The organism is Halosimplex amylolyticum (assembly GCF_051414035.1).
Classification (GTDB): Archaea; Halobacteriota; Halobacteria; order Halobacteriales; family Haloarculaceae; genus Halosimplex; species Halosimplex amylolyticum.
In genome coordinates this window covers 859,252-877,769 of record NZ_JBLKNW010000002.1, presented here as the reverse complement: position 1 = coordinate 877,769, position 18,518 = coordinate 859,252, and the positions used below count along the sequence as shown (strand labels likewise).

Genomic DNA, 18,518 nt, shown 5'->3' with positions numbered 1-18,518 from the left:
CGCCCCTCACTCGAGGGGGAACCGGAGGAGCGCGCCGACGCCGCCGAACGCCTCGCGGAAGCGGGCGCCCCGGTCGAAGCCGTCCGGGACGACCACCGTCTCGCCGCCCTCCTCGTCGGTCCGCGCTTCCCACTCGCGGATCGCCTCCGCGGGGAGTGCGGCCGAGCAGAGCATGGTCTCCACGGCGCCGTAGTCCAGCGCCTCCGCGGTCTCCTCGGGACCGTAGACGACGGGTTCGTCCGCGCCGAGCGCGTCGAAGAAGTCGTCGAGCGCCTCGCGAGCCGGTCGCTCGGCGGCGGCGTCGAGTTCGTCGCTCGCGCGGTCGACCAGCTGGTCGAGTCCCTGCTCGCCCGCGTACTCGACGGCGTAGTGACCGCCGACGATGGCGTCTTCGAGCCGGTAGTCGAGGTGGTCGCCCTCGAGAAAGTCGTCGACCGTAACGGTCGTGCCGCCCACGAGCAGGCCGTCGACGGCGAGGGCGTCGGTGTCCGCGTCGTCGGTCGCGTCGCCGACCGCGCCGCCGTCGGTCGCTCCAGCGTCGGCGAGGAACGCCCACTCCGTCTCTGCGGCGACCTCGTCGAAGAACTCCTCCTTCTGGCGCTCGCGCTCGCGGGCGAACCGCTGGGCGGACTGCCCGCCGGCGCGGGTCTTGCCCATCACTTCGCTCTCGATGGACTCGACGGGCGCGACCGCGTCCCCGTCGAGTCGGCCGAGGACCGCGCCGCCGCGCTCGACGACGAGCAGGCCGTACGTCCGGTCGTCGCCGGTCGTCCGCTCCAGCGGCGCGGTGTCGAACGACCGGTCCAACTGGTGGACGGCTTCGGGCACCGGCGTCGGGAGGTCGTCGAATATCCACTCCCTGGTCTCGCCGTCGACGGTGCCGACGTACAGGACCAGGCCGTTCTCTGGGGTTCCCGTCTCCTCGTAGCGGTGGAGCAGGTGGCGCGCCTGCTCCAGGGTCGAGCGCGCGGCCTCGTCGGTCTCCTCGGGGTGGAGGTACTCGGCGTCGGCGTGGGCCTCCTCGACGCGTTCGAGCGCCGCGCCGACCGACTCGTCGGGCGGGACGGCGACCGTCAGCAGGCGGTCGCCACCGGCGTCGATCGCGGACAGTTCCTCGATTCGATCGGCGAGTTCGTACGCTGTCGTCATCGGTGAAAGAAGTCCCGACCGGCCCCGCCGTCGGGTGGTATCCGGGGTAGGGGCCGTGTCCGAAAGGGGCCGGGGCCTGCAAGCGAAAGGCCGACCGGGTACGTCGGCCCGACGCCGGCCGCCGAGCGAATCAGTCGTCGGCCGCGGCCTCGGCGGGGGCACCGATCCGGCGGTCGAGGAAGTCGTCGAGGATGCGGAACAGCCGTAGTTTCTGCTCCTGGTCGGAAGAGGCGTGACCTTCCTCGCCGAGCTCCTCGTACTCGAAGTCGCCGTCTTCCCCTTCGTGGTACCCCGCGTCGTCGAGTGCCTCACGGACGATGCGGGCCTGGGAGACGGGGACGCGGCGGTCGTTGACGCCGTGGACGACGAACAGCGGGGCGTCGACGTTCTCGACGTGCGTGACCGGCGAGCGCTCCTCGTAGAGATCGGGGTTCTCCTCGGGCGTCCCGAGGTACTTCTCCATGAGTTCGGTCTTGAAGTGGGGCATCGTGTTCTCGTACATGTCTTCGAGGTCCGAGATGCCGATCCAGGCCACGCTGGCGTCGTACAGGTCGGGGAACTGCACGGACTGCCAGTAGGCGGCGTACCCGCCGTACGAGCCGCCGAAGACGACGACGCGGTCCTCGTCGAGCCAGTCGTAGCGGTCGAGGACGGCCTCGGCGGCGGTCGCCACGTCGCCCTGCTCGGCGCCGCCCCAGTCGTCGAGCAGTCGCTCCTTGAACTCGCGACCGCGGCCGGTCGACCCGCGGTAGTTGACCTGCAGGACGGAGTACCCGCGCATGGCGAGCACCTGCGTGTAGAGGTCGAAGCGCTTGGCGTCGCGGGCCATCGGCCCCCCGTGGGGGTTGACGATCAGCGGCGACGGGCGCTCGCCCGAGTCGTACAGCAGCGCACCGATATCGAGTTCGTCGTAGGGGTCGTGTTCGACGGCGCGCTGGGGAGTCTCCGGGACGCCGTCGGACTCGACGGTGAGGTACTCGGCGTCGGCGAAGTCGTCGGGGTCGAAGGGGCCGTACTCGGCCTCCAGGAGCACCTCGTACTCGTCGGCGTCGAGGTCGTACGCGAGCAGTTCCGTGCGGCGGGTCGGGGTGGTGTGCTGGATCAGGACGCGGCCGTCGCCGAGGACGGCGTCGCTGAATGCCCAGCCGGTCGAGGCGACGCCCTCGGGCAGGTCGAGTTCTCGCCCCTCGCCGCTCGCGAGGTCGTAGACGACCGGCATCGTCACGGCCTCGCGCTCCCGGCTCGCGAGCACGCGCTCGTCGTCGACGAAGGTGACGCCGCTCTCGTCGTACTCGCCGTCGCCGAGCCAGGTCACCGCGTCGGCGTCGAGGTCGTAGACGCCCGCGCGGCCCAGGTCCGGCGTGTTGTCGCTGACGAGCAGGCGGTCGCCGTCGGGGCCCCAGTCCGCGGGCCCGCACTCGGCGCCAACCTCCCCGAGTTCGAGGTTGCGCGGGTTCGACCCGTCGGCGTCGGCGACGTACGCGTCCTGGTTGTCGAAGTCGTCAGTCTCGTTGGTCGCGTAGGCGAGGTGTTCGCCGTCGGGGGAGAGCAGGGCGCCCCAGACGGCCCGGTCGTAGTCGGTGAGTTTCGTCGTCTCGCCGCTCTCGAGGTCGTGGCCGTAGGCGTTCATCTGGCCGTCGCGCGAGGAGGCGAAGACGATGCGGTCGCCGGCGTCGGCGACGCTCGTGAGCATGCACTGGCCCTCCATCTCGACGACGGGTTCGACGCTCCCGTCGCGGTCGATGGCGTAGATGTCGTTCTGCTCGTCGCCGTCCTCGTCGCGGTGGAAGAACACGCGCTCGCCGTCGGCCGCCCACTCGACGAACCAGCGGGCGTCCCGGGGTACCTCCCCGTCGGACCACTGTTCGAGAGCGTCCGCGCCAGCGGCGCCACCGCGTCCGTCCGAGGTGTTTCCCGCCTCGCTCTCTGCGTCGAGTACGTGGAGTTCGTTGCGGCCGGTCACGTCGTAGTAGAACGCGACCTCCGTACCGTCCGGCGAGACCGTCGGATGCGCCATCGTCGGCAGACTCGCGAGCGCTTCGAGTACGTCGACGTCACCTGTCGGGGACATGTCCGACGACTCGACCGCGTTCCCCTTCAACGCTCGCAGAAGAACGCTTCAGTATGCGATCCGAGAGGCACCGCAGTGACCGATCCGGGGAACGCCGTCCGACCCGGTGACGGTCCCGCGGTCCGGTTCCGCGGCCCCGCCACAGGAATCGTTGGGACTCGGATACATGTAATATTAAAAATCTTTTTTATTCACTGGTCACAGAAATATGAAATTCCAGAAATTGGGTGGATCAGCGCCCATCGCCCTTAAATCTTGCAAGTGCATCGCCACAATTAAGCCGATCCGTTTCGAGGCGACGCACGGTGATGGGTGAAATGCTGAGTACAAAGGTAACTAGGCAGATAGCGGCGCGAGAGGGCGTCGATCCGTTACATTTGGACGAACCGCTCTACGACGTGATAGACGTGGGTGCGCTGGAGACGATGATCGAGTCGGCCGATCGGCGGGATGGGGGAACACTCGAAGTCACGTTTACGTACTACGGCTACGAAGTCGTCGTCGACGAGACGGGAGACGTCACCGTCACGCAGACGGCATCGGCCGGAAAACCCGGTGACGAGTCGGCGAACCGAACGGCGGCCGGGAAGTAACTGCGCTGGCGCCTCCGGGGGAGCGACTCGGCTCCGGAGTCGAGGCCACCGCGAGTCGTGTGGGGGAGACGGCGGTCAGTCGGTGACGTCGACGTCGGTGATCTCGAAGCGGGCGCCTCCGGTCTCGCTTTCGGTGACAGCGATCGACCAGCCGTGGGTATGCGCGATCTGCTCGACGATCGAGAGCCCGAAGCCGGCGCCGTCGGCCGCCGTGGAGTAGCCGCTTTCGAAGGCCTTTTGCCGCTTTTCGGCCGGGATCCCTGGTCCGTCGTCCGCGACGAAAAAGCCCGACCGATCTTCGAGCGTCCCGACTCTGACGGTCACCGTCGGGTTCGTCGCGTCGTGTTCCACGGCGTCCTCCGGAGCGTCAGCGTCCCGCTGAGCGTGCGAAGCGGGGCTCGATGAGCTCTGCTCATCGGCGACGGAGGGCTCGACGGAACTCGTTCCGTCGGCGTCCTCGTGAGCCTGTGAACGAGGGCTCGTCGAGCCGTGCTCGGTGGCGTCCTCCGGAGCGTCAGCGACGGAGGGCTCGACGGAACTCGTTCCGTCGGCGTCCTGGCGAGCGTGCGAGCCAGGGCTCGTGGAACCGTGTTCCACGGCGTTTCCGATCAGGTTTTCGAGGAGCTGCTGGAGTCGCCGCCGGTCGGCGCGGACGCCGTCGTCGGTCGCGACGACGAGCGACGCGTCGGGTCTGCCGGCGGTCTCCCAGCACGTCCGGGCGAGTGAGCCGAGATCGACGGGTTCGACGTCGAGGACGGTTCCCCCCTCGCGGCCGAGGGTGAGGAGGTCGTCGATGAGCGCCTCCATGCGGTCGTGAGCGCGCTGGACGGCGGTCAGGTGCTCGCTGTCGACCTCCTCGGCGAGGAACTCGGCGCGGGCGGTCGCGACCTGGAGCGGGTTGCGCAGGTCGTGACTGACGATGCCCGCGAACTCGTCGAGGCGCTCGTTCTGGCGTTCGAGCTCCCGGCGGTGCTCACGGGACTCCTGTTCGCGCGCGGCGCGGTCGAGCGCGGCGCTGACGGTGTTGGCGAGGATCCGGGCGAGCCAGACGTCGACCTCGTCGAAGCACGACGGTTCGGTCGCTCCGACCGCCAGGACGCCGTACTCCCCCAGCGGCAGGATGATCTCGCTCTCGAGGGGCGTCTCCGGGTTGTAGCGGTCCGGTTCGGTCCGGAGGTCCTCGCAGACGGTGACCTCGCCGCTCCGGTAGGCCTCCCACGTCAGGCTCTCGCCGCCGGTGTACGTCGGGAGCTCTCCGATCAGCGCCCTGGCCGCGTCGGTCGCGGCGACCGGGCGGAGCGCGCCTCCGCCGTCGTCGACGAACCAGACGCCGCTGATGGCCTCGTCGAGCACCGCCGCCGCCGTCTCGACGGCGTGGTCGGCGACGGTCTGGCGGTCGGGAGCGTCCATGAACCGCCGGGTCGCCTCCGTGAGCGCGCTCAGGGCGTCCTCCCGGCGTTTGCGCTCGGTGATGTCCCGGGAGATAGCGAGATACCGGTCTTCGCCGCGCAGGTCGATGCGAACGAGGTGCACCTCCACGGGGAACGTCGACCCGTCGCTCCGGCGGTACCGGCCGTCGAACTTCCGCGCCTCGCCGACGGCGAGTCCGTCGAGGTACGCCGAGACGTGGTCGGGGTCGACCCGCTCGTCGATCTCCCAGATCGGCGTTCCGCGGAGGGCCTGTTCGTCGTACCCGAGCGCGTCACAGAGCCGCTGGTTCGCGTCGACGATGGTCCCCCCGGGGTCGAGCACGTCGATCATGTCGGGAGAGTTCTCGACGAGGGCTTCGAGGCGGGCCGAAGTCGCTTCGAGCCGTCGCTCGCGCTCGTGGCGCTCGGTCACGTCCGTGATGAACCCCTCGATCCGGTCGGCGTCGTCGCCGATTGCGCGTCCGCGCTCCCACATCCAGCGGACCTCCCCGTCGGCGGTCAGGATCCGGTAGGTCACCTCGAAGGGGTCGCCCGCGTCGAGCGCCGACTGCACCGTCTCCCACAGCCGGTCGCGGTCCTCGGGGTGGAGCACCTCCTCGCCCCAGACCACCGCACCGCGCTCGAGTTCGGCCGCGCTGTAGCCGGTGAGTTTCGTACACTCCCCCGCGACGAACTCCATCGGCCACTCCGCCTCGTTCCGGCACCGGTAGACGACGCCCGGGAGGTTGCTGATCAGCGTCTCGAGACGCCGGTTGCGCTCTTCCAGCGCGCTCCGCGACCGCGCGGCCGAGACGGCGTTGTCGATCCGGTTCGCCAGCAGGGCGTAGTGGTCGCTGCCCGCCCCCTTCTGGAGGTAGTCCGTCACGCCCGCCGAGATGGCGCCGCTCGCCACCTCCTCGCTCCCTTTTCCGGTGTAGAGGATGAAGGGGAGGTCGGGGTCGCGCTCGCGGACGGTCTCGAGGAACTCGATCCCGGTCGTCCCGGGCATGTCGTAGTCGGAGACGACGCAGTCGATGCGCTCGTCGGCCAGCAGGTCGAGCGCCTCGGCGGGACTCGTCGCGGTCAGCACGTCGAAGCGGTCGTCCTCGCGTTCGAGTGCCGCCGCGACGAGGCCGCCCAGGTCCCGGTCGTCGTCGACGTGGAGGACTCGTATCGCCGTCGGTGTGCCGCTCATGTCTCGTGGCCAGTCTACACCTTCTTTCGTGAGGGTGACCTTAAGCCTGTGAGTTTATTCCGACCTTGCTACACATAGATCAACGATACGTGCGGTGTACTCGCTCGACCGCATGCCGGAGCGACTCGCCGTCGGCCTCGTAGACCAGGTGCGACTCGCAGTCGCAGTCCGATGCGCCGAACTCCGGGACCCGTTCGCGCTCGCCTGCGCCGTCGGCGTCCCCGCAGTCCGTGCCGTCACCGTCCTCGCGGCCCGCGCTGGTACCGTCCCCGCGACCCGCACTGTCACCGTCCTCGCGACCCACGCCGTCGTCAGCACCGACGAGCGCCCGACTGACCCCGCACTCGACGTCCTCGTCCGGCGTGCGGACGACAGCCTCGACGGTCGCGTCGGGGTGGCCCAGCAGGTAGTCGACGTGCCAGTGGCGGGCGTCGCGCTCGCCGGCACAGAGCTCCCGGTGGCGTTCGACCCGCGCGAACCCGCCCGGGCCGAACGCGCTCCCAGTGTAGGCGTACCCTCCCGCCGCGAACTCGCGCGCGCCGAGCGCGCCCACCTCGACGGTCGCCGACTCGGCCAGTTCGAGGACGAGCGTGTACGTTCCCTCCGCAGTCGAGTCCGTCATGGACTGCGCGGTTCGGCGACCGTCGGCAAGTGCATTCCGCCTCCGTTCGCCCCCGACCTTTCTTGTAGTCGGTGGCCGAACCCCCGGACGTGTCGCGAAGTCCGACGCTGACGCTGGTGGGTGTGATCGTCGTCGTCTTCCTCGTCCAGCGAGCGGTCGCCATCCTCCAGGTCCCCCTCGCGTTCGCCCTCTCGGCGCCGGTCGGCCACCAGCCCTGGACGGTCGTCACCAGCGTCTACGCCCACGTCAGTGTCAGCCACCTCGTCGGCAACGTCGTCGTCCTGTTGCTCGTCGGCCTCTACCTCGAACGCCAGACCTCCCGGCTGCGCTTTCACGCCTTCTTCCTCGCCACCGGCGCGCTGGCGGGCCTGACCGAGGTGTGGGTCAGCGACCTGGTCGGCCCCTCCGTGGCCGTCCTCGGCGCCAGCGGCGGCATCGCCGGGCTGGTCGGGTACCTCCTCGCCGGCAACCGCATGAGCGATACGGTCCTCGACCGCACGCCGCTCAGCCCGCGCGCCCAGCTGGTGGTCTTCGTCGTCGTCGCCGGCGCGGTCACCGTGGTGACCGCGGGGCGGGGCGTCGCGCTCGTCGCGCACTTCACCGGCCTGTTGCTCGGCCTGCTCGCCGGGCGAGCGCATCTGCTACGGCCGTCGAAGCGGATATAGCGGCTCGTCGAGGCGCCAGTTAGCTGGACGCTCGGCGACGCCCGGCGCTCCAGATTTCGTCGGTCAGAACGGGTAGTTGAAATAGAGGGACGCGAGCCCGGCCAGGACGACCGCGGTCAGCGACGCCGCGACGATGGAGTCGTTCGCCACGCCGACGACGACGGCCGGGACGAAGAAGGCGAGCAGCCAGCGCGGGTACGAATCCGTCCGGACGTTCATTCGTGCGGTGTTCGAAAACCGCGTAGAAAAGTCTTCGCCGTCACGGATCGGTCGCTCCGCCTCGAAACTCCCCGGCAGTGACTGTCTCCAGATACGCTTCGCTAGCGTATCGATATTCGATCCGACCGTCGAATCCGCGTTCCGGCAACAGCATCTCGGCGGCTCGCCCAGCCGGTTTGTCCGTCGTCAGAAGCACGACCGACGCCGCATCGCCGTCGTCGAGCAACTGCGCCGCGAGCCCGACGAGCGCCGTGTCAGCCTTCTCGATGGCGTCTTCGTCGCGGCCAGTCTCGTTCGCGATGACTCGACGGCCCTCGTCCATCACGGTGGAGACGAGCGAGTTCGCATAATCGAGTTCGTCGGCGACGACGACCCATCCCTCCTCGAATCCGGTCGAATACGGGAGGTCTCCCGAGGGATATTCGTCGGCGACCGGGTCACCACCGAGTTCCCCGTACACGCGCCGGGGAACGGTAAGTACGACACCGGCACTGCGGACTGCGCGACGGAGCCGCTGGAACTTCTCGTTGTCCGGGCCGCCACACCGGACGAACACGCCCGTATCGACGACGTACGCGGTCGTCATTCGGCTGCGTCGTACGCTTCGACGACCGGTTCGAGCGCCTGGAGGACGATCTCGGCTTCGAGCGGCGAGATATCGAGTTCGCGGGCCGCGATACGGCTGTTGACCGCCCCGTCGGCGAACTCGGCGGCGTATTCGAGCGCTGCAGCGAGCCCGTCCAGCCCGTGACGGTCGACGTAGGTATCGATATCACCGTCCTCCTCGCGGCGAGCGACGGCCGCGATCAGTGCCGGGGTTATCGTTCGAGTGGTCCCGTCGGTGGAGAGCGTAAGCGAAACGGGTTCGGCGTCGTACTGGTACGGGCGTCGATCACTCGTCTTCTCGACGAAGCCGGCGGTTTCGAGCTTCCGAACGTAATCGTACGCGGTGCCCTGCGGAGCGTCGAGTGCCTCGACGACGTCCGCAACTGTCACGGGACCGTCGCTGAGTACGTGGGCGTAGATGCGGGCAAGCGCTGGTGTCTCCAGCATGTCGACCACCGTCTGGAGGTGCTGGATCGGAGGCCGTTCCGACCGCATCGGGGACTTCGCCATGTCGATTACGAGTTATCGATAATTCATAATAAGAGTTCCGCCGGCGCCGATCGCTCCGTCGGTCCCGCTGTCGCTACCGGGCGTCAGTCACGACGCGGTGGAGGATGCCGACGAGGCCGCCGACGACGAGTGCGAGCCCGAGGAGGAATATCGGCCAGGAGAGCAGTCGCTCGACGAACCGCGGTAGGAAGGGTAGTATCGCCGTCGCGATATCCGAGATATCCATGATCCACTGGCCGACGACGACGGCGCCGTAGAGCGGGAGGAGGTCACGACTGAACGCGTACCTGAACGAGTGGACGGCGTTCGATAGCACGATCCGTTCGACCCTCAGACAGAATATATGTTTTTCGAAGAGAACGTCCGGCCTATTCGCCCGACTGTTCGGGTCCGGAGAGAACGCTGGCACACGAACGAGCGCGTCAGTACAACTGCTTCTCGCGCTTCTCGCGCTCCTCGCGCTCCTGTTCGCGTTCCTGCTCCGTTTTCTGTTCGCGGCGGCGGGCGAGCCAGCCCTTGAGGCCGGGAATGTAGGTCCGTCGGCAGTCGCGGACGAACGCGTAGATGCCGTAGACCCAGAAGAAAAACAGCAGGGTCCCCATCCCGAAGTACAGCAGGAGGCCGGTCGAGACCACGTCAGCTCTCCTCCCGGGCGCCGGGGTGGCCACCGCCCATCGCTTCCGAGCGGACGATGTCGTGGCAGACGGCGTCGCCCGTCGCGGTGTCGAAGACGTGGATCTTCTCGCGGTCGAGGACGACTTCGAGGTCCTCGTCGGCCTCGAGGTCGCTGTCGGGTTCGACGCTCATCAGGAGCTCGTCGGCGCCGTGGGCGCTGGCGGCGCCGGCGGTGCCGGTGTCGGTACCGGCGGCGTCCTCGCCTTGGAGGACGAGGTAGACGAAGACCTGATCACCCATCGGTTCGAGCACGTCCGTCCGGGCGCGGATGCGCCGGGTCGGGTCGACGAGTTCGCCGGCCTCGCTCGCGGGGTAGACGTCCTCTGGGCGGACGCCGATGGTCACGTCGTCGCCCTCGGCGAGTTCGGGGACCTGCGCGGGGTCGAACTCCACGTCGAAGCCCTCGGTCCGGATCTCCCCGGCCTCGACGGTCCCCTCGACGAAGTTCATGCCGGGCGAGCCGATGAACCCCGCGACGAACAGGTTGGCCGGCTCGTCGTAACACACGAGGGGCGGGGCGATCTGCTGGAGGTGTCCCTCGTTCATGACGGCGATGCGGTCGGACATGGTCATCGCCTCGGCCTGGTCGTGCGTGACGTAGATGATGGTGGTATCCAGTTCCTTGTGGAGGCGCTGGAGTTCGGTGCGCATGTGGACCCGGAGCTTCGCGTCGAGGTTCGCGAGGGGCTCGTCCATGAGGAACACGGCGGGTTCGCGGACGATGGCGCGGCCGATGGCGACGCGCTGGCGCTGGCCGCCCGACAGTTCGTCGGGCATCCGTTCGAGGAGTTCCTCGATCTGGAGGATCTCGGCGGCGTGGTCGACCCGGCGGTCGATCTCGTCTTGCGGGAAGTCGCGCAACCGGAGCCCGAAGCTCATGTTGTCGTGGACGTCCATGTGCGGGAACAGCGCGATGTTCTGGAAGACCATCGCGATGTCCCGGTCTTTCGGCGGCTTCGTCGTCACGTCGTCGCCGGCGATCGTGATCGTCCCCTCGCTGGGGATAGTGAGGCCGGCGATGGTTTCGAGCGTGGTCGACTTGCCGCAGCCCGACGGGCCGACGAGCGTGACGAACTCGCCGTCCTGGATGTCGAGGTTCATGTCGTCCACGGCGGTGACGTCCGCGTAGCGTTTCGTGACGTGTTCGAGGATGACGTCTCCCATGATTTACTCCTTGAGTGCGCCTGCGGTGAGGCCGCTGACGATGCGTTCCTGTGCCATGACGACGAGGATAACGACCGGGAGGACCCCGACGATGCTCGCCGCCGCCATCAGGTTGTAGAAGGCCTGGTACTGGCCCTGGTAGTTGACGACGCCCCAGACGATGGGCGCCCAGTTCTGTGCCTGCCCGTCGGTCATCAGGAAGGAGATGAAGAACTCGTTGTAGACGCCGATGAAGGTGAGGACGCCCGCGGTGGCGACGCCGGGCGCCGACAGCGGGATGATCACCCGAAACAGCGCGCCGATGCGGGTGGCGCCCTCGACGCGGGCGGCGTCCTCCAGCCCGTCCGGGATCTGGGCGTAGAACGTCGTCAGGATGAAAATAGAGAGGGGGAGAAAGAGCGCGCTGAACGGCGTGACCATCGCGCCGGGGGTGTTGAACCAGTTGGGGCTCTCGACGGTCCCGAATGCCGGGAGAGTGATGATGTCGACGTTCCCGGTGAAAAACTGGAACAGGGGGACGATGAAGGCCGCCGGCGGGAAGTAGGAGATAGCGAGCAGCATCAGCAGCAGCGCCGTCTTGCCGCGGAACTGCAGGCGGCCGAAGGCGTATCCCGCGAAGCTCGCCACCAGCAAGACGATGACCGTCGTCGTCAGCGCGATGACGATGCTGTTGAACATGTAGACGTGGAACGGGAGCCGCTGGAACATCTCGACGAACGAGAAGGGGTTGAACCCGTTGGGGAGCAGGCCGATGTCGGTCATCCGGTCGCCGGGCGTCAGCGCGAGCACCAACAGCCAGTAGAAGGGGAACAGCGTCGTCACGAGGAAGAAGGCCGTGACGACGTAGAAGAGGAACTGGTAGGCGTCCCCGGGGTTCTGGATGGCCGCCTGGACCCGCTCTTGAAGCGGTCCGTCGCCGTCGCTCTCGTCTTCCTCGACGGTGGGGGAGGCCATCAGGTCCCCACCTCCAGGTCCGCGAACTTGATGATGTAGACCATCGCGACGAGCGCGACGATGCCGGCCAGGATGAACGCGACCGCTGCCGCCGTCGCGTACCGCCCCGAGCGGAACGTCGAGACGACCATGCAGGTCAGCGACGGCATCGTCGAGCAGCCGCCGGTCGTCTCGATGATGCCGTAGACCCGCATCGACTGGATCGTCCGGAACAGGAGCGCGACCAGCAGCGCCGGCAGGACGAGCGGGAAGGTGACGTACCAGAACTGCTGGATCTTCGAGGCACCGGCGACCCGCGCGACGTCGTAGAGGCTCCGGTCGACGCTCTGGAGCCCCGCGAGGATGAGCAGCGCCATGAACGCCGAGGTCTTCCACACGTCGGCGAAGATGACGATGATCATCGTGTCGACGCTGTTGATGAGCGGGTTCTGGGAGAAGACCCCGAGGCTCTGCATCACGTCGGTACCGACGCCGACGCCGGGCTGGAAGAACAGCCAGAAGATCATCCCCTGGATGGCGATGGGCACCGCCCACGGGATGAGGATCGCCACGCGGACCCACCGCCGGCCGCGGAAGCTCTGGTCTAAAACCAGCGCCTGGCCGAAGCCGATGATCGTCTCGAGGGTGACGGCGATGGCGACGTAGATGAGCGTCACCGTCAGGGCGCTCTGGAACGGCTGGTCGAAGTCGACGAACGGACTCCCGAGGACGGCGTTGCGCTGGCCGGTCAGCAGTTCGACGTAGTTCTCCAGGCCGACGAACTCGCCGACGTACTCGCCCGAGAAGAGGGCGTCGGCCCGCAGCGACATCTCGAAGGTGCTGAGAAGCGGCCACAGCGCCATCGTCAAGACCAGCAACAGGGTCGGGACGAGGAGCACGTACGCGAACTGCTGTTCGGTCAGCCGCTCGGTCCAGTTGGCCGGGGCGGCGGCTGCCGACCGCACACGACTTCGAGAGTGTTCCTCTCTGGTCGCCATCTTAGACGCTCTGTTCGATCTCTTCGAGGCTCTGTGCGAGCGCGGACATCGCCTCGCCGGGCGCCTGTTGCTGGGCGATCACGCCGTTGACGCGGCTGGCGACCTGCGACGTCTGGTCGGGCCAGACGACCGTCACGGGGCGGGGGATAGCGTTCTCGCCGGCGATCTGGAGCGTCTCCAGATGTGGGCCCCAGGGTTCGACGTCGCCGACGTTGTCGGGGTCGAACAGCCGCCGGTCGCCGGTCAGGTAGCCGAGTTCGCTGAACTGGAACGACCGGAAGCTCTCCTGCATCGTCGCCTCGATCACCTGGACCGCCGCGTCGACGTTCGTCGAGCTGGGGTTGACGGTGAGGTGCCAGCCGCCCAGCGCCGAGGCGGTGCCGCCGATGCCCTCGTACTCCGACTCGTCTTCGGAGACCGCGTAGGGGATGGGCATCGTCCCGAGCGCGTCCGGCGAGAGGTTGTCCGATTCCTCGAAGGCGGTGGCCGCCTCGAAGATGCCGCTGGGCCAGTAGCGCAGCGCGACGGCGTTGCCGTTCGTGAACGGCGACAGCGACGGCCCCTCGGTCCACTCCAGGACGGCGTTGGGAGATATCTGCTGATAGCCGTCGAGTGCCTCCTCGTCGTCGGAGCCGTGGATGAGCGTCCGGACCATCCGCAGCGCCTGGAGGACCGGCTCTTCCTCGACGGTGATCGGCCGGTCGCCCACGGGGCCGAAGAGGTTCTCCCGGCCGCCGAAGTACGCGCCGCCCCAGGTGGTCATGAACTCGTTGAACGTACAACAGGAGAGGCCGACGTAGTCGGTCCCCTGCCAGTTGAACCCGTACTCGACGTCGGCGTTACTGTGGGTCTCGGCGATCACCTCGGAGAACTCCTGCCAGGTCATCGGTTCGGTCGCCCAGTTGTTCCCCTCCGGGTCGAAGCCGGCGTCCTCGACCAGGTCCTTGCGGTACTGGATAGTCGGGAAACCGACCTGCCAGGGGACGCCGTAGAGTTCGCCGCGGGGACCGCCGCCCATGCCGGTCCCGGTGTCGGTATCGCCCCCGCCGCCGCCGACAGCCTGGGCGGGCGCGCGGGCGCTCTCAAGCGGCGCCTCGAAGTAGTGCTCGTCGAGCATCGAGAGCGCGTCGTCCGAGAGGTGCTCCGTCAGGTTGACCAGCTGGTCGCGTACGATGAAGGGGATCGTCCACCCGCTGTCCATCCGGAAGATGTCGGGCGTCTCGCGGCCGGCGTTGAGCCAGCTGCGGTACTGGGACTGGACGTCCCCCGAGATCTCCGACGTCGAGAGGAACTCGACGGTGATGTCCTCCGAGAGCCCCGCGTCGTACAGCGCCTCGCGGGTGTCCTCGGCCCTGTCGGTGACGTTCGACGGCATCGCCATCTCGACGGTCGCTTCGCCGCCGCCACCGTCGCCCCCGCCTCCGTCGCCGTCTCCGGTCCCGCCACCATCTCCGTCACCGCCACCGTTTCCGTCACCGTCACCGTCACCGTTTCCGTCGCCGCCACCGCCCGGACAGCCGGCCAGCCCGACCGCCCCGGCGACGCCGACCGTCTTGACGAACCGTCGGCGCGATCGCGACCCGCTCTCCGCTCCATTCGACGCGGAATCGTTCGACATATTCCGGATGATCCGGCGTTGCAGACTAAGGTATAGTCCGGCATCCGTTGACATTCGCGGAATAACGTCCGATTACTGACGTCTCCGGTGCCGAAAGCGTCGCTACCGCTTTGATGACGGCGCCCCGACATGGGCCATGGAACTCGTCGGTCACCGCGGCTGTGCCGATCACGGCCCCGAGAACACCCCGCGGGCGGTCGCGGCGGCCGCCGACCGCCTCCCCGCCGTCGAGATCGACCTCCGGCGGTGCGCCTCGGGCGAACTCGTCGCCGCCCACGACGAACGCGTCGACGGCTTCACCGACGGGAGCGGGCGCGTCGCCGCCCTCGACCTGGCCGCCCTCCGGGAGATGGGCGTCGACGGGTCGGACGAACCGGTCGCCACGTTCGGGGAGATCCTCGACGCCGTCCCCGCCGAAACGATCCTCCACGTCGAACTCAAGGAACCGGGCCTCTGGAGCGACGTGCGGGCCGAACTGGACGGGCGCGAGGACCCACCGGCCGTGCGACTCACGAGTTTCTCGGCGCCGGCGCTGGCCGAGATCGCGCGCTCGGACTGGGGCCCCGAGGTCGGGTGGCTGTTCGGCGATTACCCGGACGCGAATCTCGATCTGGCGGCGGTGCTCGACTGTGCGAACGTCCACCCGCACGCGCGGCAATGCCTCGACACGGACGTCGTCGAGCGGGCGCACGACGCGGGCTTCGGGGTCTACGCCTGGGGGCTGCTCGACGCGGCCGGGGAGCCGTCGAACCGGGCCGCGACCGTCCGCGCGCTCGCCGACCGGGGCGTCGACGGCGTCACGACCGACACGTGGGACCTCCCGGCGCCGTAGCTCTCGGTGCCGGAGCTCCCTGTGCCGTAGCTCCCTGTGCCGGAGCTCTCGGTGCCGGAGCTCCCTGTGCCGTAGCTCCCTGCGCCGTAGCTTCCGGTGCCGTAGCCACCCCCTAGCGGCGGTAGCGCGATCCTATGGGGTGAAACCGCCGACACCCTCAAACGGCCCGTTCGCGAACTGTCGGTAATGCGACGCTCCCGGCCTTCGATCCGCCGGCCGGACCACACCGGCGCCGACCGGTGCTGGCCCTGCACGGCGGTCAACCTCGGTCTGCTCGCCCTCGGCTGCCTCGCGCTCGCGGCCGTCTCGCCGGCGGCGAGCGCGGTCCTGGCGGTCGGTGGGGTCGGTGTCATCTGGCTCCGCGGATACCTGGTCCCGTACACGCCGCGGTTCGCGCCCCGACTGGTCGCACGCCTGCCGTGGGACCCGTTCCCCGCCGGTCACGGTCGCCCACCGAGCCGACGGGCTGGCCCCGCCGACTCCTCCGGAGGCGGTCGGGCGGCGTCCGGAAGCGGTCGGGCGGTGTCCGGAAGCGGTCAGCAGTCCGTCGGCGACGACCGCGACGCGGACCGCGAGACCGACGCGGACGCCGACCGAACCCCGGCCACGCTGGCCGACGCGACGACCGCCGACGGGGAGGCGGTCCTGGCCGACCTGGTGGCGGCGGGCGTCGCCGACGCGGCCGGCGACGACGTGCGTCTCGCCGAGGGGTTCGAGGAGCGCTGGCAGTCGGCGATCCGATCGCTTCGCGAGCGGTCGCCGGAGGGACTGGCCGCCGCGACGCTCGCGGCGGCGCCCGCCGCGGACGCCGCGGAGGCAGTGACCGATCGCGACCGCGCCTACGTCGTCCTCTCGGACGGCTCGGGCGAACCCGCAGGCGAGGTGTGGCTCCGGCGACCGGTCGCGGTCGCCGAGACGGCCGCCGCGCGGGCGCTCGCCGAACGGACGGACCTGGAACCCGCCCGGCGCGCGGTCGCCGCCCACGGCCTCGCGGTCTTCCTCGACAACTGCCCGGTCTGCGAAACCCCCCTGAGCGAGGGGAAGGCCGGCGGCTGTTGCGGCCCGCCGCGGACCGACGCCGAGGGGCACCCGCTCCGGGCGCTCGTCTGCCGGGACTGTCGGACGCAGTTCGCCGCCTTCGAGTGAGTCGGGAGCGACAACTCGCGTATGACCCGCTACCTGCTCGCGACCGCGTCGGTCCACACGACCGCCGCGGCCGCCGACCACCTCGCCGACCGCCTCACCGCCGACGACGAGGTGCTCGTGGTGACCGTCGCCGAACCCGACCTCGACGGACGGGACGGCGGCGACGCCGCCAACGTCGCCCGGACGCGCCTGCTCCCCGCGACCGTCGAGGCGCCGGGGTCGACCGTCCGCGCGCTGCTCGGGAGCGTGGACGTGCCCGTGGTGGTCGTGCCGCTGCCGGAGTTGTAGCCTACGCGTGGTCGTCGATCCAGCGACACCACGCCTCGAAGTCGTCGGCACCACACTGGTCGGCGATAGAGTGTAGCGTCCCGATCCGGACCTCTGCGTGCATCGGAACGTCCACGTTTCGGACCGCACCGGTGTCGTCGGTCTCGTATCGGAGTCGAACGTGGCTCCCAGATCTGGATACCGGTACGTACCCGAAATCAGTCAGGACGGCGATGATCTCCCGCCCGGAAAACGTCGTCCGCACCATCCGAAGTCAGCGAAGAAACTCCGGGAGCGATTCGTCGCCGTCGCGCTCGTCTGGGTCGATATCGAGTTCTTCCCGCAGAAACTCGTCCGGATTCTCGATGGGTTCGCCGCCGCCCTCGTGGAGTTCGAGCACCTCCGCCAGCTGCGCGAGCGCCGCCGCGCGGCTGTCGCCGCCGCGTGCGAGCCCCGTTTCGAGGTCCCGAGCGGTGATCGTTCCGTCGTCTTCCCGGACGAACTCCACGCCGTCGGGACCGTCACCCTCGGGATCGTCGGTCGCGCTTGCCATACGCCGACCTTGCTCGGTCTCGGCGATAAACCTTCGCCCGCCCTCACCGTCGACGACGCCAGTTCGACGGGCGGACTCCGGGCGACACGTTCGCGATCGGGGGCGCGTTCACAGCCGGTCGAGGACGGCGTCGGCGTCGTAGTTGAGCGTCAGTTCGCGCGAGCGCCCGCGACCGTCGACGTCGGCGTAGCTGGCGGTGATGATCCCCAGCTGGTCGAGCTTGTTCGTCACCTCGGAGTAACGGGTGTAGCCCAGCCCGGTCTCGTCGTTGAACACGTCGTAGATGTCGCCCGCGCGCTTGCCGTCGTGCTCGGCGATAACTTCGAGCAGCGCGCTCTCTGACTCCGAGAGCTCCTGGAGGCGCCGCGAGAGGTGGACGTACTTCGACTTGTCGTAGGCCTTCTCGACGTCCTGTCGTTCGACCTCGCGGCTGGCGCGCATCTCGGCGTTCAGGCCCGCCCGGCGCAGCAGGTCGATGCCGACGCGCAGGTCCCCGCCCTGCTCCTCGGTGTACTCGGCGACCAGATCGAGGACGGGCGCGGTCATCACGCCCTCGTGGAACCCGCGGTCGACGCGTTCCTGGAGGATGTCGACGATCTCCGGCTGGTCGTACTTCGGGAAGTAGACGTCCTCGGGCCGGAAGACGCTCTGGACGCGCGTGTCCAGTTCGTCGATGACGTCCAGGTCGAGGTCCGAGGAGATGCAGAGGACGCCGATCTTCGCGCCGCCCTGCTCTTCGTGTGCGCGCAGCAGCGAGTACAGCGTGTCGGAGGCCTCGTCCTCGTAGAAGAGGTAGTTCACGTCGTCGAGCGCCACGGCCAGGACGCGGTCGTCGGCGACCAGCTGGTCGGTGATCTGCGAGAACAGCTTCTTGAACGAGATGCCCGACGACGGCGGCTCGTAGTCGAAGACGCCCTCGAAGAGGCGGGAGAACACCGAGTAGCGCGTCGAGTTGACCTGGCAGTTGACCCGCACCGTCTTCACGTCGGTCTGGGCCCGTAACTCGCCGAACATCTTCTGGACCGCGGTGGTCTTCCCGGTGCCCGGCGGCCCGCGCGCGACGACGTTCAGCGGTCGCGACCCGCGCACGGCGGGGCGGAGCGCGTACTTCAGCGTCTCCATCTGCGTGTCGCGGTGGAGAAACGTCTCCGGCAGGTAGTCGATCTCGAAGACGTGTTCGTCGCGGAACACCGATTCGTCCCACGACAGCATCCCCTCCTCGGGGTCCTCCGTCATTACTTTCACCACGCTCCGCGCACCACTTAACCGTTTGCCAGTCGCGGCGAAAGTGGA

The 18,518-nt window shown here is 68.7% G+C and carries 21 protein-coding genes; 5 read left to right on the top strand and 16 right to left on the bottom strand.

Translation table 11 applies throughout. The annotated features are described in order from the left end of the window. Positions 1–6: 6 nt before the first annotated feature. Together ACMGFE_RS14725 and ACMGFE_RS14720 are read right to left on the bottom strand one after the other, a co-directional pair. The gene (locus ACMGFE_RS14725; RefSeq protein ID WP_436925969.1) at positions 7–1,149 is read right to left on the bottom strand and encodes a Vms1/Ankzf1 family peptidyl-tRNA hydrolase; all 1,143 of its coding nucleotides are present in this window, start codon (positions 1,147–1,149) and stop codon (positions 7–9) included. 130 nt (positions 1,150–1,279) lie between these two features. Beyond that, the gene (locus tag ACMGFE_RS14720; RefSeq protein ID WP_436925968.1) at positions 1,280–3,220 is read right to left on the bottom strand and encodes a S9 family peptidase; all 1,941 of its coding nucleotides are present in this window, start codon (positions 3,218–3,220) and stop codon (positions 1,280–1,282) included. A 308-nt stretch (positions 3,221–3,528) separates the two neighbouring features. On the opposite strand from ACMGFE_RS14720, the gene ACMGFE_RS14715 reads away from it, so the two are divergent. Then, positions 3,529–3,813, top strand: a complete 285-nt coding sequence (locus tag ACMGFE_RS14715; RefSeq protein WP_436925967.1) for a HalOD1 output domain-containing protein — start codon at positions 3,529–3,531, stop codon at positions 3,811–3,813. A 75-nt stretch (positions 3,814–3,888) separates the two neighbouring features. Here the strand turns inward: ACMGFE_RS14715 and ACMGFE_RS14710 are convergent, their stop codons facing one another. Both ACMGFE_RS14710 and ACMGFE_RS14705 read right to left on the bottom strand, forming a co-directional pair. Then, positions 3,889–6,417 carry a sensor histidine kinase gene (locus ACMGFE_RS14710; RefSeq protein ID WP_436925966.1) on the bottom strand — a complete coding sequence of 843 codons (2,529 nt, stop codon included), beginning with the start codon at positions 6,415–6,417 and terminating at the stop codon, positions 3,889–3,891. Between the two features lie 79 nt (positions 6,418–6,496). After that, positions 6,497–7,039 (bottom strand): GIY-YIG nuclease family protein, encoded by a 543-nt coding sequence (locus ACMGFE_RS14705; RefSeq protein ID WP_436925965.1) that lies wholly within the window; start codon positions 7,037–7,039, stop codon positions 6,497–6,499. An 89-nt stretch (positions 7,040–7,128) separates the two neighbouring features. On the opposite strand from ACMGFE_RS14705, the gene ACMGFE_RS14700 reads away from it, so the two are divergent. Beyond that, entirely contained in the window at positions 7,129–7,704 is a 576-nt protein-coding gene (locus ACMGFE_RS14700) for a rhomboid family intramembrane serine protease (protein WP_436925964.1), read from the top strand. Between the two features lie 63 nt (positions 7,705–7,767). Here the strand turns inward: ACMGFE_RS14700 and ACMGFE_RS14695 are convergent, their stop codons facing one another. From ACMGFE_RS14695 to ACMGFE_RS14655, 9 genes are all read right to left on the bottom strand, one after another. Further along, a complete protein-coding gene (locus ACMGFE_RS14695) occupies positions 7,768–7,923 on the bottom strand; it encodes a hypothetical protein (RefSeq protein ID WP_436925963.1) in 156 nt (51 codons plus the stop codon). 40 nt (positions 7,924–7,963) lie between these two features. Further along, a complete protein-coding gene (locus ACMGFE_RS14690; protein WP_436925962.1) occupies positions 7,964–8,509 on the bottom strand; it encodes a PIN domain-containing protein in 546 nt (181 codons plus the stop codon). Further along, positions 8,506–9,039 (bottom strand): DUF7437 domain-containing protein, encoded by a 534-nt coding sequence (locus tag ACMGFE_RS14685; RefSeq protein WP_436925961.1) that lies wholly within the window; start codon positions 9,037–9,039, stop codon positions 8,506–8,508. Before ACMGFE_RS14685 ends, ACMGFE_RS14690 begins: the two co-directional genes overlap by 4 nt. A gap of 73 nt (positions 9,040–9,112) precedes the next feature. After that, complete coding sequence (locus ACMGFE_RS14680; RefSeq protein ID WP_436925960.1) at positions 9,113–9,355, bottom strand: hypothetical protein; 243 nt, start codon at positions 9,353–9,355, stop codon at positions 9,113–9,115. A 106-nt stretch (positions 9,356–9,461) separates the two neighbouring features. Beyond that, positions 9,462–9,674 carry a DUF8005 family protein gene (locus ACMGFE_RS14675; RefSeq protein ID WP_436925959.1) on the bottom strand — a complete coding sequence of 71 codons (213 nt, stop codon included), beginning with the start codon at positions 9,672–9,674 and terminating at the stop codon, positions 9,462–9,464. 1 nt (position 9,675) lies between these two features. Beyond that, on the bottom strand, positions 9,676–10,878 hold the full coding sequence (locus tag ACMGFE_RS14670) for an ABC transporter ATP-binding protein (RefSeq protein ID WP_436925958.1): 1,203 nt from the start codon (positions 10,876–10,878) through the stop codon (positions 9,676–9,678). 3 nt (positions 10,879–10,881) lie between these two features. Further along, positions 10,882–11,832, bottom strand: a complete 951-nt coding sequence (locus ACMGFE_RS14665; RefSeq protein WP_436925957.1) for a carbohydrate ABC transporter permease — start codon at positions 11,830–11,832, stop codon at positions 10,882–10,884. Beyond that, complete coding sequence (locus ACMGFE_RS14660; RefSeq protein WP_436925956.1) at positions 11,832–12,809, bottom strand: carbohydrate ABC transporter permease; 978 nt, start codon at positions 12,807–12,809, stop codon at positions 11,832–11,834. Before ACMGFE_RS14660 ends, ACMGFE_RS14665 begins: the two co-directional genes overlap by 1 nt. A gap of 1 nt (position 12,810) precedes the next feature. Next, the gene (locus ACMGFE_RS14655) at positions 12,811–14,427 is read right to left on the bottom strand and encodes an extracellular solute-binding protein (protein ID WP_436925955.1); all 1,617 of its coding nucleotides are present in this window, start codon (positions 14,425–14,427) and stop codon (positions 12,811–12,813) included. Positions 14,428–14,563: 136 nt separating this feature from the next. Here ACMGFE_RS14655 and ACMGFE_RS14650 point away from each other — a divergent pair, with 136 nt between their 5' ends. From ACMGFE_RS14650 to ACMGFE_RS14640, 3 genes are all read left to right on the top strand, one after another. Beyond that, the gene (locus ACMGFE_RS14650; RefSeq protein WP_436925954.1) at positions 14,564–15,259 is read left to right on the top strand and encodes a glycerophosphodiester phosphodiesterase; all 696 of its coding nucleotides are present in this window, start codon (positions 14,564–14,566) and stop codon (positions 15,257–15,259) included. 186 nt (positions 15,260–15,445) lie between these two features. Beyond that, positions 15,446–16,405 (top strand): DUF8054 domain-containing protein, encoded by a 960-nt coding sequence (locus ACMGFE_RS14645; protein ID WP_436925953.1) that lies wholly within the window; start codon positions 15,446–15,448, stop codon positions 16,403–16,405. A gap of 21 nt (positions 16,406–16,426) precedes the next feature. Further along, the gene (locus ACMGFE_RS14640; protein WP_436925952.1) at positions 16,427–16,693 is read left to right on the top strand and encodes a hypothetical protein; all 267 of its coding nucleotides are present in this window, start codon (positions 16,427–16,429) and stop codon (positions 16,691–16,693) included. Between the two features lies 1 nt (position 16,694). Here ACMGFE_RS14640 and ACMGFE_RS14635 read toward each other — a convergent pair whose 3' ends face one another. The 3 genes from ACMGFE_RS14635 to ACMGFE_RS14625 all read right to left on the bottom strand — a co-directional run bounded on the left by ACMGFE_RS14635 (position 16,695) and on the right by ACMGFE_RS14625 (position 18,461). Further along, on the bottom strand, positions 16,695–16,940 hold the full coding sequence (locus ACMGFE_RS14635) for a type II toxin-antitoxin system HicA family toxin (protein WP_436925951.1): 246 nt from the start codon (positions 16,938–16,940) through the stop codon (positions 16,695–16,697). A gap of 6 nt (positions 16,941–16,946) precedes the next feature. Beyond that, entirely contained in the window at positions 16,947–17,225 is a 279-nt protein-coding gene (locus ACMGFE_RS14630) for a type II toxin-antitoxin system HicB family antitoxin (protein WP_436925950.1), read from the bottom strand. A gap of 108 nt (positions 17,226–17,333) precedes the next feature. Continuing rightward, positions 17,334–18,461, bottom strand: coding sequence for an ORC1-type DNA replication protein (locus ACMGFE_RS14625; RefSeq protein ID WP_436925949.1), 1,128 nt, complete (start codon positions 18,459–18,461; stop codon positions 17,334–17,336). Positions 18,462–18,518 lie beyond the last annotated feature (57 nt).

Excerpts from the sequence above, each read along its gene's own strand:
- ACMGFE_RS14640 (WP_436925952.1), top strand. The coding sequence starts at position 16,427 with ATGACCCGCTACCTGCTCGCGACCGCGTCGGTCCACACGACCGCCGCG.
- ACMGFE_RS14690 (WP_436925962.1), bottom strand. The coding sequence starts at position 8,509 with ATGACGACCGCGTACGTCGTCGATACGGGCGTGTTCGTCCGGTGTGGC.
- ACMGFE_RS14705 (WP_436925965.1), bottom strand. The coding sequence starts at position 7,039 with ATGACGGACTCGACTGCGGAGGGAACGTACACGCTCGTCCTCGAACTG.
- ACMGFE_RS14635 (WP_436925951.1), bottom strand. The coding sequence starts at position 16,940 with ATGGTGCGGACGACGTTTTCCGGGCGGGAGATCATCGCCGTCCTGACT.
- ACMGFE_RS14695 (WP_436925963.1), bottom strand. The coding sequence starts at position 7,923 with ATGAACGTCCGGACGGATTCGTACCCGCGCTGGCTGCTCGCCTTCTTC.
- ACMGFE_RS14685 (WP_436925961.1), bottom strand. The coding sequence starts at position 9,039 with ATGGCGAAGTCCCCGATGCGGTCGGAACGGCCTCCGATCCAGCACCTC.
- ACMGFE_RS14670 (WP_436925958.1), bottom strand. The coding sequence starts at position 10,878 with ATGGGAGACGTCATCCTCGAACACGTCACGAAACGCTACGCGGACGTC.
- ACMGFE_RS14720 (WP_436925968.1), bottom strand. The coding sequence starts at position 3,220 with ATGTCCCCGACAGGTGACGTCGACGTACTCGAAGCGCTCGCGAGTCTG.
- ACMGFE_RS14660 (WP_436925956.1), bottom strand. The coding sequence starts at position 12,809 with ATGGCGACCAGAGAGGAACACTCTCGAAGTCGTGTGCGGTCGGCAGCC.
- ACMGFE_RS14625 (WP_436925949.1), bottom strand. The coding sequence starts at position 18,461 with ATGACGGAGGACCCCGAGGAGGGGATGCTGTCGTGGGACGAATCGGTG.
- ACMGFE_RS14715 (WP_436925967.1), top strand. The coding sequence starts at position 3,529 with ATGGGTGAAATGCTGAGTACAAAGGTAACTAGGCAGATAGCGGCGCGA.
- ACMGFE_RS14665 (WP_436925957.1), bottom strand. The coding sequence starts at position 11,832 with ATGGCCTCCCCCACCGTCGAGGAAGACGAGAGCGACGGCGACGGACCG.
- ACMGFE_RS14710 (WP_436925966.1), bottom strand. The coding sequence starts at position 6,417 with ATGAGCGGCACACCGACGGCGATACGAGTCCTCCACGTCGACGACGAC.
- ACMGFE_RS14655 (WP_436925955.1), bottom strand. The coding sequence starts at position 14,427 with ATGTCGAACGATTCCGCGTCGAATGGAGCGGAGAGCGGGTCGCGATCG.
- ACMGFE_RS14725 (WP_436925969.1), bottom strand. The coding sequence starts at position 1,149 with ATGACGACAGCGTACGAACTCGCCGATCGAATCGAGGAACTGTCCGCG.
- ACMGFE_RS14645 (WP_436925953.1), top strand. The coding sequence starts at position 15,446 with ATGCGACGCTCCCGGCCTTCGATCCGCCGGCCGGACCACACCGGCGCC.
- ACMGFE_RS14650 (WP_436925954.1), top strand. The coding sequence starts at position 14,564 with ATGGAACTCGTCGGTCACCGCGGCTGTGCCGATCACGGCCCCGAGAAC.
- ACMGFE_RS14630 (WP_436925950.1), bottom strand. The coding sequence starts at position 17,225 with ATGGCAAGCGCGACCGACGATCCCGAGGGTGACGGTCCCGACGGCGTG.